Consider the following 15,888-nt stretch of genomic DNA (forward strand, 5'->3'; position numbering starts at 1 on the left):
AGGGTCATGAGCGACGAACGGCTGATATCCGAACTGGAACGACTGGTTTCGGAAGACCGCAATCCCCGCTCGATGGACATCGATCTCCTGCCGACAGTCGATGTCCTGCGCGAGATCAACGAGGAAGACCATGGCGTTCCCGCAGCCGTCGAAAAAGTGATCCCGCAGATCGCCGAGGCGGTAGAGGAAATCGTTCGCGCTTTCCAGAAGGGCGCACGGCTGGTCTATATCGGCGCCGGCACCAGCGGCCGGCTCGGCGTGCTCGACGCTTCCGAATGCCCCCCGACCTTCAGCGTCCCGGAAGGCATGGTCGTCGGCCTGATCGCCGGCGGCAGCCATGCCCTGCAGCACGCCGTCGAAGGCGCGGAGGATAGCCCGGAACAGGGCCGGCAGGACCTCGTCGACATCGGCCTGACCGCGGACGACGTTGTCGTCGGCATCGCAGTCAGCGGCCGCACCCCTTACGTCATCGGTGCCTTGAACTATGCCAAGGGGCTGGGGGCGAAGACGGTCGCCCTCTCCTGCAATCCTGACGCTGTGATCGCGGATATCGCCGACATCGCCATATCGCCGGTCGTCGGCCCGGAAATCCTCACCGGCTCGACGCGGCTCAAATCCGGCACCGCACAGAAACTCGTGCTCAACATGCTGACCACGGCGAGCATGATCCGCATCGGCAAGAGCTATCAGAACCTGATGGTCGACCTGCACGCCAGCAACCAGAAGCTCGTCGCCCGCGCCGCCCGCATCGTCATGCAGGCAACCGACTGCACGACGGAAGAGGCGCGCCGCGTGCTTGACCTCACCGGCAACGACGTCAAACTGGCGATCCTAATCGCGCTGACGGGAATGGATGTCGATAGGGCGCGCGTGGCGCTCGACGATGCCGGAGGCTTCCTCCGCAAGGCAATTGATGGAAAGACAGCGTAAAGCTGCTGAATGACGGACCGCTGCCCGAATGTGGCTGGGTCCAGCCGACGAACAGATATCAAGAGAGGGAGAATAAAAATGGGAAGACATCTTTCGACTAAATTGCTGTCCGGCCTGGCGCTGGCCGTCACCATCGGCGCGACCGCAATCGCCTCGCCGGCCTCCGCCGCATCGCTGAAAATGGCCTGGAAGCAGGATGCGACCGGCCTTGATCCGCACAAGCAGACCGCATTTTCCTCGATCCGCCTGCTGGAACTGATCTATGAGCCGCTCGTCCGTTTCGACAAGGACCTGCAGATCGTCCCGGCCGTCGCCGCTTCGTGGGAATTCGCAGCCGACGCCAAGCAGATCACGTTCAAGCTCAACCCGAGCGCAAAATTCCAGGACGGCAAGCCGGTGACCGCGGCCGACGTGAAGGCTTCCTTCGAGCGCCTTCTCGACGAAAAGACTGCAGCAGCCGCGCGCGCCAACTTCCTGTCGATCGCTTCGATCGAGACCCCCGATCAGGCGACCGTCGTCTTCAAGCTGTCGCAGCCGGACGTGCCGTTGCTGACCGCCATGGCAAGCATCAACGCGGCGATCGTACCGGCAGCTGAAATCACCGCCGGCACGATCGGCACCAAGGCGCTTGGTTCGGGCCCGTTCAAGCTCGACAAGTGGGAGCCGAACTCCAGGGAAACGCTCTCCGCCAACAAGGACTGGGCCGGCGGCAAGATCGCGATCGACGGCATCGACATCAGCGTCCTGCCGGACGAAACCGCCATTCTTGCGGCGCTTCGCACCAAGCAGGTCGATTTCGCATTGATCAACGACCCGCTTGTGGCGACCCTCGTGCCGAAGGAAACAAGCCTGGTCCTCAACCGCACGCCGGTTCTCGCCTACCACGTGCTGCAGATGAACCCGTCCCGCAAGCCGATGGACAATCTCGCCGTGCGCCAGGCGATCTCCTGCGCCATCGACCGCAAGGACGTGCTCGATACGGCCTCCGTCGGCGAAGGCAAGGTTACCGGCCCGCTCACCATGCCGGGCTACACCTCCGATGCCAGCACGCTGTTCTGCTACAAGCAGGACATCGCCAAGGCGAAGAAGCTGATGGCCGATGCAGGTTTTGCGAACGGCTTTACCGCGACCGTCATCGCCGCCAACGGCGAACCCGCGACCGCCGCCGCCGAAGCGCAGGTCCTGCAGTCCCAGCTCGCCGAAATCGGCGTCAAGCTCAACATCAAGATGATGGAGCTCAACGTCTATGTCGACGCCTGGCTGAAGGGCGACTTCGACATGGCGGTGGCGCTGAACGGCGGCCGTGCCGATCCCTATTCCATGTACAACCGTTACTGGACCAAGACCGGCAACCTGCAGAAGGTCACCAACTACATCGACGACACGCTCGACAGCCTGATGCAGAAGGGCCGCGTCGAGACCGATCCTGCCAAGCGCAAGGTCATTTTCGCCGACTTCGAAAAGCATCTTGTCGAAGTTGCTCCGTGGGTCTGGCTCTATACGTCCTACAGCTACACCGCACAGCAGAAGAACGTTCAGGGCTTCGTGCCGACGCCGGAAGGCTCGCTGTTCGGCCTGAGCAAAGTCACCCTGCAGTGATGCTTGCCTGACGCTACGCATACGAGGTTGGTTGGCCCATGAACTATCTGACGCGACGGCTTCTGACGTTTCCGCTCGTCATGCTCGGGGTTTCCATCCTCGTGTTCGTCGCAATCCGACTGGTGCCGGGCGACGCGATCACCGCGATGCTCGGCACCGAAGCCGGCCTGCTGACGCCGGCGCAGAGGGCGGCGCTCTCAGCCTATTTCGGCATCGACAAGCCGATCCTGGTGCAATACTGGAACTGGCTTCTGGGCGTCCTCCAGGGCGATCTCGGCATTTCCGTGATCCACGGCAAGCCGGCGCTGACGATCATCCTCGAACGTTTTCCGCTGACCCTGCAGCTTGCGTTGATGTCGATGTGCGTGGCGCTTCTCGTCGGCCTGCCGGCCGGCGTATTCGCCGCCACCCGCAACGAAAAGATGTCCGATCTTGCGGTGCGGATCTTCGCGATGATCGGCCAGTCGACGCCGAATTTCGTCGTCGGCCTGCTGATCATCTATGCCCTGTCGGCCGGTTTCGGCATCCTGCCGACGATGGGCGAGTTCACCCCGCTGTTCACCGATCCATTGCGCAATCTCGGCCAGATGATCCTGCCGGCGATCACGCTAGGCTTTGCATTCGCGGCCTCCGTCACCCGCATCTCGCGCTCCGCCATGCTCGATGTGCTCAGCGACGACTATGTCCGCACCGCCCGGTCGAAGGGCGTGCCGAAGCGCAGCGTCATCTGGCGCCATGCCCTGCCGAACGCGCTGATCCCGGTCGTCACCCTGAGCGGCGTCGAATTCGGCTATCTGCTCGGCGGCGCCGTGCTGGTGGAGCAGATCTATGCTCTTCCCGGCCTCGGCCGCCTCGTCCTCGAAGCGATCCTGCAGCGCGACTATGCGCTGGTGCAGGGCTGCGTCCTGTTCATTGCCTTCAACTTCATGGTGGTCAATCTGCTCGTCGACCTCGCCTATGTGACGCTCGATCCGCGCATCCGGCTCGGAGAGAGCAAGTGATGTCGATATTGCGTGCAATTTTCAGCCACCCCAGCGGCAGGATCGGCGGTACGATCGTTGTGATCTATCTCGTCGTCGCGCTCCTCGGCATGTTTGGCGTCACTCCTTACAATCCGCTGCAGCAGTTCCGCATCGACAGGCTGCACGCGCCGAACGCAGTGTACTGGATGGGCACCGACCTGTTTGGCCGCGATGTCGCGAGCCGGCTGATGAACGGTATCGGCCAGTCCTTCCTCGTCGCCTTCTGCTCGGTGGCGATCGCGACATTTGCCGGCACCATCCTCGGCCTTACCGCCGCCTGGTTCGGCAAGGCCTGGGACGGGTTGGTCATGCGCATCATGGACGTGCTGCTCGCCTTTCCCGCCATCCTGCTCGCCCTGCTCATCATCGCCGTTGTCGGCCCCGGCACCTGGACGAGCGTGGCCGCAATCGCCATCGTCTATACGCCGATCTTCACCCGCGTCGTGCGCGGTCCGGCCCTCTCCATCAAGGCCCGCGAGTTCGTCGATGCGGCGCGCACCTTCGGCTCCAGCCGCCGTTATATCCTGACCCGGCACCTGCTCCTCAATCTCGTCGCACCACTGACCGTTCAGGTAACGCTGGCGCTCGCATGGTCGCTGCTGACCGAGGCCGGCTTGAGCTTCCTCGGCCTCGGCACCCAGCCGCCGGCCTCCTCGCTCGGCCTGATGCTCGCCGACAGCCGCAACCTGATGGAAAATGCACCCTGGATGCTGATCTTCCCGGCGGTCGCCATCATGATCAGCATTCTCGGCTTCAACCTGCTCGGCGACGCCTTGCGCGACATCCTCGACCCCAAGACGCGGAGGTCCGCCCCATGACGCCGCTTCTCTCGGTATCGAACCTGCGCGTCGGTTTCGGGCGCAATCCTGAAGCCAACGAGATCGTCAAGGGCGTCAGCTTCGACCTCGACGCGGGCGAAACGCTGGCGATCGTCGGCGAAAGCGGCTCGGGCAAATCCGTCACCGCTCTTTCCATCAACCGGCTGGTGGATTTCGGCGGCGGCCGCATCATTGACGGTTCGATCACCCTGAAACGCGCCGATGGCAGCGTTCTCGACATCACCAAAGCCGGCGAGCCGGTGCTCGAAAAGATCCGCGGCTCCGAGATCGGCATGATCTTCCAGGAGCCGATGACCTCGCTCAACCCGGTCCTGACGATCGGCCGCCAGATCGAGGAATCGTTTCGCCTGCATCGCGGCCTGACCGGCAGGCAGGCGACGGCGGCAGCCAAGGACGCGCTCGATCGCGTCCGCATCCCGGATGCCGCGCGGCGTCTCAAATATACGCCTAACCAGCTTTCCGGCGGCATGCTCCAGCGCGTCATGATCGCCATGGCACTGGCCTGCAATCCGCGCCTGCTGATCGCCGACGAACCGACGACCGCGCTCGACGTGACCGTGCAGGCGCAGATCATGGCGCTGCTCGGAGAACTGAAGCGCGAGACCGACATGGGGATGATCTTCATCACCCATGACATCGGCCTCGTGGCCGGCATTGCCGACAAGGTCATGGTCATGCAGGCCGGCCAAGCGGTCGAGCAGGGACCGCTCGATGACGTCCTCGACCAGCCGAAACATCCCTATACCCAGCATCTCCTAAAGGCCGTGCCGCATTTCGAATCCGGCCGCGCCGCCCGTTCCGATTTCAACCGCGAGCAGTCCGAGGCGATCGTCCCTGCCCTGACGGTCGATGGCCTGACGGTGCGCTTCAAGGTGGCCGGCAGCATTCTCAGCCGCTCGCCGGGTTCGGTCCACGCGGTCGAGAATGTCGGTTTCGACCTGATGCCGGGCGAGACGCTGGCGATCGTCGGCGAAAGCGGCTCCGGCAAATCCACCACGGCCCGCGCCATCCTGGGTCTCGTGAAGCCGACCCGCGGCAGCTTTTCCGCCAACAACGGAACGATCGTCGATGGCAGCGACCCATCCGTTCAGATGGTCTTCCAGAACCCTTACGCCTCGCTCAATCCGCGCCTGCGGATCGACAGCATCCTTGCCGAACCGGTGATCGCCGCCGGCGGCCGGATCGATGCCGAAACGCGCGCGAAAATGGTGGCGCTGCTGAAGCGGGTCGGATTGCCCGAGAACAGCCTCCTGCGTTACCCGCACGAATTTTCCGGCGGCCAGCGCCAGCGCCTCTGCATCGCCCGCGCGCTGATGCTCAATCCATCGATCGTCGTGCTCGACGAAGCGGTCTCGGCGCTGGACGTTTCGGTACAGGCCAAGGTGCTGGAACTGCTGGTAGACTTGCAGCACGAATATGGCCTCGCCTATCTGTTCGTGTCACACGACATGGCTGTCGTCGAACGTATCGCCCACCGCATCGCCGTGCTCTATGCTGGCCAGATCGTCGAGATCGGTAACGCCGCATCGGTTCTGTCCGGCCCGCAGCATTCCTATACGAAGCGGTTGATTTCCGCCGTCCCCAGCATCGAGCGCCGCAACCAGCATTTCGAACTCGACACGCGCCAGGTCCCGTCTCTGGTCCGGCCACCGGGTTTCGAACCGCCGCCTGCCGAATGGCGAACCTACGGACGGGATCACCGGGCACGGGCGGAAGCCTGAGGATGTAACAATCATGAACGACAAAGCTTCCGCCAGTCCCGAACTTGCCACCGTCTTCGAGCGGGCCTTCGCCCCGCTCGCGAAGTCCGTCGCGGACGGGCGCATCCCGGGCGGCGTGCTCGGCATTGTCGATCTGAAGCATGGCCGCATGACCCGCGCCATTGGCTCGGCTCAAGTCGTTCCCACTCAACGTCCGATGACCTTGGACACGTGGTTCGATCTCGCCTCGCTCACCAAGGTGATCTTCACCACGACGCGCATCCTGAAGCTTGCCGACGAGGGCACGATCGATCTCGACGCGCCACTTACGACCTTGCTTCCCGACCTGCGCCAGTACAATGCCGACGCCTGGGAGAGGAAGATCACCTTCCGCCAGTGCCTCGGCCATCAGACGCCGTTTCCGGGCGTCGAGCCTATCTACACCTATGGCCGCGATCCGGACCTGCTGCGCGCCTTCATCCTGCAGCGCGAATGGAAAGCCGGCCCGCCGGTCTATTCCGATATCAACTTCATCCTGCTCGGCTTCGCGCTCGAACGGCTGGCGAAGAAGACGATCCGCGACATCGACCCCGGCCCGGGCTTTGCCTGGTCCGCCGATCCGGAAAACGCCGCCGCCACCGAAGACTGCGCATGGCGGCACCGGGTGCTCTCCGGCGAGGTGCACGACGAAAACTGCGCGGCGCTGCAGGGTTCCGGCCATGCCGGCCTGTTCGGCACCGTGACCTCCGTTCTGGACTTCGCCGAAAGCCTGCTCGATGGCACCGGCGCCTCCAGCAACGCAATCGCATCGATGCGCACGCCGCTCTCCAACAGGCGCACCCACGGCTGGGAACATCCCTTTGCCGACTGGTGGGGCGGCGAGCTGTGCGGCGCCGGCACGATAGGCCATACGGGCTTCACCGGCGTATGCCTGCTGATCGATTTCGACAAGGGCCGCGCCGTGACCCTGCTCACCAACCGCGTCCATCCGACCCGCCATTTCGACAGCGGCATCCTGACCCTGCGCCAGGCGGTCTGCAATTTCGTCAATCAACCTTGAGGAGCCAGACTATGGAGCCAATCTGGGCCGTCGGCCTGATGACCGGAACCGTTCTCGACGGCAATATCGACGTCGCGCTCCTGAAGACCGATGGCGAGACGATCGAGACCTTTGGCGCCTATACGCTCGCCCCCTATCCGCCGGAAATCCGCGCTCTGCTGGAGGAGACGCTGGCGCAGGCCCGCGTCTGGAATTTCGAGGGTCCCGATCCGGCGATCTTCAAAGAGGCCGAACAGGCACTGACAAAGGCACAGTCCCATGCCGTCAGGGAACTGGTCGAGAGCACCGGGCTGACCATGGCCGATATCGGCATCGTCGGTTTCCACGGCCAGAGCGTGCTCCACCGCGCGCCGACCAGGGAGCGGATCGGCGACACCCGCCAGCTCGGCGATGGCGAGTTGATGGCCTCGATCCTCGGCACCAGGGTCGCCTACGATTTCCGCTCGGCGGATGTGCGCGCCGGCGGCCAGGGCGCGCCGCTTGCCGCCGCCTATCATTCCGCGCTGCTGCGCGGCGTCGATACCAGCGGCGATACGGCGGTGCTCAATCTCGGCGGCGTTGCCAACATCACATGGTGGGACGGCAAGGACCTGATGATCGCCTTCGATACCGGCCCTGCCAACGCCCCCCTCAACGATTTCATCAAGGCACGCGGCCTCGGCGAAATGGACCGCAACGGCGCACTCGGCGCCTCCGGCACCGTCGATGAGGAACGCCTCGCCAGACTGCTTGAGCATCCCTATCTCGCGGCCCCCTATCCGAAGTCACTCGACCGGTTCGACTTCACCGCCGCCATGGCAGACGGTCTCGATGACGCGACCGGCGCGGCGACCCTGTCGGCCTTCACCGCTTCCGCGGTCGGCAAGGCGCTCGATCTCCTGCCGCATCGGCCGAAGCGGCTGATCGTCAGCGGCGGCGGGCGTCACAACCCGACGATCATGTCGATGATCGAAAGCCGCGCCGGTGTCGAAGCCGTTTCGGCAGACACGCTTGGCTGGCGCGGCGATGCGGTCGAGGCCGAGTGTTTCGCTTTTCTCGCGGTCCGTGTGCTGCGCGGCATGCCGATCAGCTTCCCGACGACCACCGGCGCACCAAAGCCCTTGCAAGGTGGCAAGCTCGCCGGGTGAGCCCCGGGCTTTTCAATTTTCAGGATCAGAGTCGGGAGCGGCCGGACGTCATGAACAAAAGAGCTGCATCCGACTTCGGGGGCAATACCGTGCTGGCCGGCGTTCTGCTGTTTCTGCTTGGCGCCTTCATGTTCTCGCTGAACGACGCCATGGGCAAATGGCTGGTCGCAAGTTTCTCGGTCGGCCAGGTCCTGGTGATCCGCTCGTTCGGCGCCTTCTTCGTGCTCGGCCCGATGATCGCCCGCCAGCCGATCTCGACCTTGTACAAGGTCGAACGAATTCCGCTGCAGGTGCTGCGCATCGTGTTCGCCACCGGCGATCTGGCGCTGTTTTATGCGGCCGTCATCTATCTGCCGCTCGCCGACGTAATGACCTTCTACATGGCAGGGCCAATTTACGTGGCGGCCCTTTCTCATTTCCTGCTCGGCGAGCGGATCGGCTGGCGGCGCTGGCTCGCCGTCCTCATCGGGTTCGTCGGCGTCGTGATCGCGCTTCGGCCTTCTGCGGAGATGTTGGCATGGCCTTCCGTCTTCGGCCTCGTCGGCAGCCTGTCCTTCGCGCTCACTCTCGTTCTGAACCGCAGGCTGCGTTCAACGACCGATGCGACGCTCGTTACCTGGCAGACGGTTGCCGGCCTCGTTGCCGGCATATTTCTCAGCATCGGCCACTGGAGCCCTTTCAACGTCGGCGAATTGCTGGCGCTGCTGCTGCTCGGCGTTATCGCCTGCATCGCCCACCTCCTGATCACCCGCTCATTGAAGCTCGCGCCGGCCTCCGTGCTCGCGCCGCTGCAATACACGCTGCTGGTCTGGGCGGTCATTCTCGGCTGGCTGTTCTTTGGCGACCTGCCGGATGCGCAGACCTGGATTGGCGCGGGCATCATCGTCGTCGCCGGTCTGTTCATCTTCCACCGCGGCAACCTGAAAGAGGATGTGGAACCGGTCGTGCCGACCGATTCCAGCCACGGCTGACAAAGCTCAGGCCGATCCCGTCCGACGGGCAAGCATGGCCTCGATAGCCGAGAGCCCGTCATAGATCAGCACCGCCAGCGCGCCGACGATCAACCCGCCCTGCAAGACGAAGGCGAGGTTGTTGGATTGCAGCCCGGCGATGATCACCTCGCCGAGCGTCTTTGCCGCGACCGTCGAGCCTATCGTCGCGGTGGCAAGGCTGATCACCACCGAAAGCCGGATGCCGGCGACGATCACCGGCAGCGACAGTGGCAGTTCGATCTGGATCAGCCGCTGGAAATTGGTCATGCCCGCTCCCCGTGCCGCCTCGATCACCGAGCGTGGCAGGTTGGTCAGCGCCGTCAGCGTATTTTCGAAGATCGGCAGAAGGCCGTAGAGAAAGAGGGCGATCAACGTCGGCTTCTCGCCGAAACCGACGGCCGGTACGGCAAGCGCCAGCACGGCGACCGGCGGAAAGGTCTGCCCGATATTGACGAGGCTGCGGGAGAGCGCCAGGAATTCGGCCCCGAACGGCCTCGTGACGAGGATCGCCAGAAGCACGGAGATGATCGTCGCGGCAAACGTCGCGATGAAGACCGTGCGCAGATGCAGGAGTGTCAGGCTGAGCAGGCTGCCCTGATTATAGATAGCAGGGGCATTCTGCTGCACGAGGGGCTTCAGCAGCGGTTCGAAAATTCCCGGCGACAGCAGGAAGGCGATCAGCAACACAAGCAGAAGGCCGCGCAGGATGGTCGGCGCCCAGGTCCTCATCGAGGCCTCGCAGCGCGCTTGAGGATCGCGTCAAGCGTCACCCGCCCCATCGAAACACCGCTCTTCGAGATGACCGGCAGCGCATCCCGGCCGCTCCAGATCAGATCGGCAAGCGCCTCCTGCTGGCTCCTGTCCTCGCTGATCGGCGTGCCCTCCGCCTCGCCCGGCTCCGCCGCAGCACCGGTCTTTGCGATCGACAGCAACCGGAACGGCCGCTCCGCGTCGCCGATTAGCGTTTCCACGAACGGCGTCGCCGGCGCGCGCACCAGCTCGGCCGGTGGCCCGTATTGCACCACCCTGCCCTTGTCCATCACCGCGATCTTGTCGGCCAGATGAAAGGCCTCGTTCATGTCATGGGTCACCAGCACGATGGTCGTGCCGAAATGTTTCTGGATCGCCAGCAGATCGTCCTGCGCCTTGGCGCGGATGATCGGGTCGAGCGCCCCGAAAGGCTCGTCCATCAAAAGCACGTTCGGTTCGGCTGCAAGCGCCCGGGCGACGCCGACGCGCTGCTGCTGGCCGCCGGAAAGCTCATGGGGATAACGCGGCCCGAAGGTCTTCGGCTCGAGCTGGAAGAGCGTCAGCAATTCCTCGACCTTGGCATCGATACGGGCCTTCCTCCAGCCGAGCAGGCCCGGCACGGTCGCGATATTCTGCGCCACCGTCCGGTGCGGGAAAAGCCCGTGCCCCTGGATCGCGTAACCGATCCGGCGTCGCAATTCGTAACCGGGAATCGAGCGGTTATCCTCCCCGTCGAGCCGGATCGCGCCTTCGCTTGCCTCCACCAGCCGGTTGATCATCCGGACCAGCGTCGTCTTGCCGGAGCCGGAGGTACCGACGACGACCGTGACGGTGCGCGGCTCGATCACCATCGAGACGTTGTCGACGACGGCTGCCCCATCGTAGCGTTTGGTGATGGCGTCGATCTCGATCATGCGGATCTGGCTCCGTTGGGAACGCGGGAGTTCATTTCGATCAGCGCGTCGAGAACGACGGCCGAGGCAAACGCAAGCGCCACCGTTGGCACGGCGCCGAGCAATACCAGGTCCATGGCGGTCTGGCCGATGCCCTGGAAGACGAACACGCCAAAGCCGCCGCCGCCGATCAGTGCGGCAATCGTCGCCATGCCGATATTCTGGACGAGCACGATGCGGATCGCCGTCAGGATGACCGGCAGCGCCAGCGGAAACTCGACCTTGAACAGCCGCTGGCGACCCGTCATGCCGATCCCGCGGGCCGCATCATTGGCCTCGCGCGGCACTCCGGCGAGCCCGACGACGGTATTGGCGACGACAGGCAGCAGCGAATAGAGAAACAGCGCTACGAAGGCCGGAGCCGCGCCGATGCCGCGGATGCCGATCGCGGCCGCACCCGGCACATGGACAGCGATCCAGCCAAGCGGCGCGATCAGGATTCCGAAAAGCGCGATCGACGGGATTGTCTGGACAAGGTTCAGCGTATTGAGCACGCCATCCCTCAGCGGCGCCACCCGATGACAGAGAATGCCGAGCGGCAGGCCGACCAGGACCGCCGCAAACAGCGAACCGAGCGCCAACTCCACATGCTTGCCCGCCTCGATCCAGAAGACATCGGCGCGGCCGGAATATTCCTTCATGATCGACAGCCCGTTCCAGCTCCCCGAGACCAGCAGCGCACCGATCGCCACCGCCGCCAGAAGCAGGAACAGGACCCGCATCGAGGGCGGCGGATCGAGCCGCGTGATCGCATCGGCAGCCAGAAGCGCGAAGGCGAACAGCAGGATCCAGAAGCCTGAAGCTGGCGAGACCCGGGCATAGGAATTGCCGGCCGGCGTCAGGAATGTCGCGGCGTATCCGATCGAAAGCGTCAGCGCCGCAAGTGCTGCGACGGCGGCGATCAACTTGATCCAGGGAGACGTGCGAAAGAGTGCTGCCGCGATCGCAAGAACCAGCACGCCGGTCAGTCCCCAGCCTGCCCAGGCCGGCAATGAATCGAGCATCGATTCCGCCCTGCCCTGCACGATGCGATTGGGCTTGAGCGTCGCAAACGACGACCAGAGCGCACCGTAGGCGGCCAGAAGGGCGATGACGATGCCGAGCTTATCGAACCGAACTCTCAAACCGTCCCTGCCTATAAGCGACCTGCGACCGATGAAAAAGCCGGACGCTGGAGCGCCCGGCCCATGTTGACACGAAACCGCTCCGAAAAGGAATTACTTCAGGAAGCCGTTTTTCTTGAGAAAGTCCTCGGCAACCGCCTTGGCCGGCTCGCCGCCCACCTGCACGCGACCATTGAGATCCTGAAGAGTGACGAGATCGAGCTTGGCGAAGACCGGCTTCAGCACCGCCTCGATGCTCGGGTTCTTCTTGAGCACCGCTTCGCGAATGATCGGGGTCGGCTGATAGACCGGCTGAACGCCCTTGTCGTCTTCGAGAACCACCAGGCCGGAAGGCGCGATGCCGCCGTCGGTGCCATAGACCATCGCGGCGTTGGCGTTATTGGTCTGGTTGGCGGCAGCGGCGATGGTTGCGGCCGTGTCGCCGCCCGAGAGCGTGATCAACTGGTCGGGCTTCAGCTTGAAGCCGTAGGTCGTCTGGAAGGCCGGTAAAGCTGCGGCCGAATTGACGAATTCGGACGATGCCGCCAAAACGATCTTGCCGCCGCCCGCGACATATTTGCCGAAATCCGTCAGCGTCTTCAGCTTGTTGGCATCGGCCACATCCTTGCGGACGGCGATCGCCCAGGTGTTGTTGGCCGAAGATGGCGTCAACCAGACGATCTTGTTGGCATCGTAATCGAGCTTCTTGACCGCTTCATAGGCCTTCTGCGGGTTCTTCCAGGCTGGATCGTCGCCCTTCTCGAAGAAGAACGCGCCATTGCCGGTATATTCCGGATAGATGTCGATCTCGCCGGCGGTGATCGCCTTGCGCACCACCGGCGTCGCACCGAGCTGGATACGGTCGGTGGCCTGGATGTTGTTCGCCTTCAGCATGGCAAGGATGATGTTGCCCAGCACACCGCCTTCCGTATCGATCTTGGACGAGACGACGACCTGCGCATTGGCCATGGTGGCCGAAACGCCAAGCGCAAAAGCAATGCCTAAAAGCTTCTTTTTCAAAGACATGACAGAATTTCCCTCCGGATCGTCGGCCGACGCACGTTTGACTTGGCCTGGAACACATAAAAGCCAATGTTATGTAGGGCGACTTATGGAATGTGCGAGTTCTGGAAGGCGCATCGGGCAAATATTTTGTGCGGTGCATTTTTCTCCGCCGATCGATCTAGCCCACAGGATCTGCCGCCCGCCATTGGCTGGAACGCCTCCACCTCACGCCTGGGACACGCGAACCAGATGTTTCTCGCCCGAGCGAATGACGTGATCGCGCATCAGGCGCTCGGCAAGATCGGGATCGCGGTCGGCGATCGCATTGGCAATGGCCTCATGTTCCTCGATCGCCAGAAAGCGCTCCCGCTCCTCTGACAGCACGCTGAGACGGGCTGCGTGGGTGTAGATGCTCTGGCCGCCCTGCAGCCGACGCAGATAGCCGCAGCCGGATGCTTCATGGATGACGTTGTGGAAACGTTCGTTGAGCGCGATGAACTGGAGCACGTCCACCTTATCGAGGCCGGTCCGCATCTCGACGACGAGTTCGCGCATAAGGGCCACGCTGTCGTCATTCGCTCGCTTGGCGGCCTGGCGAGCAATCATGCTCTCGATCGCGGCACGCGCCAGCATCATCTCTTCCGCCTGGCTGGCATTGAAGGTGACGTAAATCCCGCGGCGAGGCTCCGACCGCACCAGCCCTTCGGCCTCGAGCACGCGCAACGCCTCCTTCAGCGGTGTCGTGCTGATGCCGAGCTGACCGGCGAGGTGGCGCTCGTTCAGCTTCTCGCCGCTCTTCAGCCGGCCGGAAAGTATGGCATCGCGTACCAAGCCGTAAACGTGGTCGCGCAGGCTTTTCAGAAAAACCGGCGCCACTGGCAGAAGCGCGTTGTCGCTTACCATCCGCGTCCTCCACCTTGTCCTTTATGCCGATCTAGCACCTGAAATTTGATATATCAATTTAAAACGAGCGTGTTTAAGCTGACGCCGGGCGGGAGGAGCTCCGTCCCCATGATCGACCATGAACGATCCTGGAGTGAGGGTAGAATTTCTGGAAGAGCAAGCATGACCAAGGAAACAGCCGATCTCCGCAGCGCGCGTTGGTTCGCGCCGGATGATCTCCGTTCGTCGGGACACCGGTCCCGAATGATGCAGATGGGTTATGACGAAAAGGATTGGGGCAGAAAGCCGATCATCGCCATCCTCAACACATGGTCCGACCTCAACGCCTGCCACGCGCATTTCAAGGATCGCGTCGAACACGTGAAACGCGGCGTTCTGCAGGCCGGCGGATTCCCGGTCGAACTGCCGGTCCAGTCGCTGTCCGAAAGCGCGTTGAAGCCGACATCGATGCTCTATCGCAACTTCCTCGCCATGGAGGCCGAGGAGCTTTTGCGCGCGCATCCGGTCGATGGAGCGGTGCTGATGGGCGGCTGCGACAAGACCACCCCAGCCCTCGTCATGGGCGCCATCAGCGCCGGTTTCCCGATGATCTTCCTCCCGGCCGGCCCGATGCTGCGCGGCAACTACAAAGGCGAATGGCTGGGCTCCGGCTCGGATGCCTGGAAATACTGGGATGAGCGCCGCGCCGGCGCGATCACCGAAGAGCAGTGGACCGGCGTCGAGGAAGGTATTGCCCGCTCCTACGGCCATTGCATGACCTTCGGCACGGCAAGCACGATGACCGCGATCGCCGAAGCGCTCGGCCTCACTCTCCCTGGCGCGAGTTCCATTCCCGCCGCCGACGTCAACCATATGCGCATGAGCACGCGGTGCGGCCGCCGGATCGTCGAAATGGTCTGGGATGAACTGACGCCCGACAAGATCATCACGCCCGATGCCGTCCACAATGCGACGACGGTCGCCATGGCGACCGGCTGTTCCACCAATGCGGTCGTGCACCTGCTGTCGATGGCCCGCCGCGCCGGCGTGCCGCTGACACTGGACGATCTGGACAAGGCGGGACGCACGACGCCAGTCGTCGCCAACATCCGCCCGTCCGGCGACAAATATCTGATGGAAGACTTCTATTACGCCGGCGGCCTGCGCGCGTTGATGTCGGAGATCAAGGATCTCCTGAAGCTCGACGCCATGACCGTCAGCGGTTTCCCGCTCGGCGAGACCCTGAAAGGCGCCGAAGTCTACAACAGCGACGTCATCCGCCCGCTGTCGAACCCGATCTATCATGAGGGTTCGCTGGCGGTCCTCAAGGGCAACCTTGCGCCTGACGGCTGCGTCATGAAACCTTCCGCCTGCGAACCGCGGCTGCGGGTCCACGAAGGCCCTGCCCTCGTCTTCGACAGCTATCCCGAAATGAAGGCGATGATCGACCGGGAGGATCTGGACGTCACCGCCGATCACGTGCTGATTCTGCGCAACGCCGGACCGAAAGGCGGTCCCGGCATGCCGGAATGGGGCATGCTGCCGATCCCGAAGAAGATCCTGAAACAGGGTTTTCGCGACATGCTGCGCATTTCCGATGCCCGCATGTCCGGCACGAGCTACGGTGCCTGCATCCTGCATGTGGCGCCTGAAGCCCATGTCGGCGGCCCGCTATCGCTGGTGCGCACCGGCGACATCATCCGCGTCGACCTGCCGAACCGCTCGATCGACATGCTGGTGGACGAAGCGACGCTCGCCAGGCGCCGCGCCGAATGGGTGGCACCGGCCGACAAGTACGAACGCGGCTATGGCTGGATGTTTACCAAGCATATCAAGCAGGCCAACGAAGGCTGCGACTTCGACTTTCTGGAACGGGAATTCGGCGCCACCGCCGGCGAGCCCGACATTTTCTAACCCGATATCTCC

14 protein-coding genes are annotated in these 15,888 nt (G+C 63.5%); 9 read left to right on the forward strand and 5 right to left on the reverse strand.

Annotated features, from left to right (window positions below; translation table 11 throughout):
- Window positions 1–6 precede the first annotated feature (6 nt).
- From murQ to ACSQ8R_RS10780, 8 genes are all read left to right on the forward strand, one after another.
- Window positions 7–930 carry an N-acetylmuramic acid 6-phosphate etherase gene (gene murQ, locus ACSQ8R_RS10745; RefSeq protein ID WP_436255443.1) on the forward strand — a complete coding sequence of 308 codons (924 nt, stop codon included), beginning with the start codon at window positions 7–9 and terminating at the stop codon, window positions 928–930.
- Window positions 931–1,008: 78 nt separating this feature from the next.
- Window positions 1,009–2,529 (forward strand): ABC transporter substrate-binding protein, encoded by a 1,521-nt coding sequence (locus tag ACSQ8R_RS10750; protein ID WP_436253331.1) that lies wholly within the window; start codon window positions 1,009–1,011, stop codon window positions 2,527–2,529.
- Window positions 2,530–2,567: 38 nt separating this feature from the next.
- Complete coding sequence (locus ACSQ8R_RS10755) at window positions 2,568–3,530, forward strand: ABC transporter permease (RefSeq protein ID WP_436253332.1); 963 nt, start codon at window positions 2,568–2,570, stop codon at window positions 3,528–3,530.
- On the forward strand, window positions 3,530–4,369 hold the full coding sequence (locus ACSQ8R_RS10760) for an ABC transporter permease (RefSeq protein WP_436253333.1): 840 nt from the start codon (window positions 3,530–3,532) through the stop codon (window positions 4,367–4,369). Before ACSQ8R_RS10755 ends, ACSQ8R_RS10760 begins: the two co-directional genes overlap by 1 nt.
- Window positions 4,366–6,111, forward strand: coding sequence for an ABC transporter ATP-binding protein (locus tag ACSQ8R_RS10765; protein WP_436253334.1), 1,746 nt, complete (start codon window positions 4,366–4,368; stop codon window positions 6,109–6,111). The genes ACSQ8R_RS10760 and ACSQ8R_RS10765 overlap by 4 nt, the downstream gene beginning before the upstream one ends.
- 13 nt (window positions 6,112–6,124) lie before the next feature.
- On the forward strand, window positions 6,125–7,150 hold the full coding sequence (locus ACSQ8R_RS10770; RefSeq protein ID WP_436253335.1) for a serine hydrolase domain-containing protein: 1,026 nt from the start codon (window positions 6,125–6,127) through the stop codon (window positions 7,148–7,150).
- An 11-nt stretch (window positions 7,151–7,161) separates the two neighbouring features.
- Window positions 7,162–8,277 (forward strand): anhydro-N-acetylmuramic acid kinase, encoded by a 1,116-nt coding sequence (locus ACSQ8R_RS10775; RefSeq protein ID WP_436253336.1) that lies wholly within the window; start codon window positions 7,162–7,164, stop codon window positions 8,275–8,277.
- A gap of 50 nt (window positions 8,278–8,327) precedes the next feature.
- Window positions 8,328–9,248 carry a DMT family transporter gene (locus ACSQ8R_RS10780; protein WP_436253337.1) on the forward strand — a complete coding sequence of 307 codons (921 nt, stop codon included), beginning with the start codon at window positions 8,328–8,330 and terminating at the stop codon, window positions 9,246–9,248.
- Window positions 9,249–9,254: 6 nt separating this feature from the next.
- Here ACSQ8R_RS10780 and ACSQ8R_RS10785 read toward each other — a convergent pair whose 3' ends face one another.
- From ACSQ8R_RS10785 to ACSQ8R_RS10805, 5 genes are all read right to left on the reverse strand, one after another.
- Window positions 9,255–9,998 (reverse strand): ABC transporter permease, encoded by a 744-nt coding sequence (locus ACSQ8R_RS10785; RefSeq protein WP_436253338.1) that lies wholly within the window; start codon window positions 9,996–9,998, stop codon window positions 9,255–9,257.
- Window positions 9,995–10,933, reverse strand: a complete 939-nt coding sequence (locus tag ACSQ8R_RS10790; protein ID WP_436253339.1) for an ABC transporter ATP-binding protein — start codon at window positions 10,931–10,933, stop codon at window positions 9,995–9,997. Before ACSQ8R_RS10790 ends, ACSQ8R_RS10785 begins: the two co-directional genes overlap by 4 nt.
- Complete coding sequence (locus ACSQ8R_RS10795; protein WP_436253341.1) at window positions 10,930–12,096, reverse strand: ABC transporter permease; 1,167 nt, start codon at window positions 12,094–12,096, stop codon at window positions 10,930–10,932. Before ACSQ8R_RS10795 ends, ACSQ8R_RS10790 begins: the two co-directional genes overlap by 4 nt.
- Window positions 12,097–12,189: 93 nt before the next feature.
- Entirely contained in the window at window positions 12,190–13,101 is a 912-nt protein-coding gene (osmF, locus tag ACSQ8R_RS10800; RefSeq protein ID WP_436253342.1) for a glycine betaine ABC transporter substrate-binding protein OsmF, read from the reverse strand.
- Between the two features lie 204 nt (window positions 13,102–13,305).
- Complete coding sequence (locus ACSQ8R_RS10805) at window positions 13,306–13,983, reverse strand: GntR family transcriptional regulator (protein WP_436253343.1); 678 nt, start codon at window positions 13,981–13,983, stop codon at window positions 13,306–13,308.
- Between the two features lie 162 nt (window positions 13,984–14,145).
- Here ACSQ8R_RS10805 and araD point away from each other — a divergent pair, with 162 nt between their 5' ends.
- Window positions 14,146–15,876, forward strand: coding sequence for an L-arabinonate dehydratase (araD, locus tag ACSQ8R_RS10810; RefSeq protein WP_436253344.1), 1,731 nt, complete (start codon window positions 14,146–14,148; stop codon window positions 15,874–15,876).
- The last annotated feature ends 12 nt before the right edge of the window (window positions 15,877–15,888 follow it).

It is taken from the genome of Neorhizobium sp. LjRoot104, from assembly GCF_964253725.1.
In the GTDB taxonomy this organism is placed as follows: domain Bacteria; phylum Pseudomonadota; class Alphaproteobacteria; order Rhizobiales; family Rhizobiaceae; genus Neorhizobium.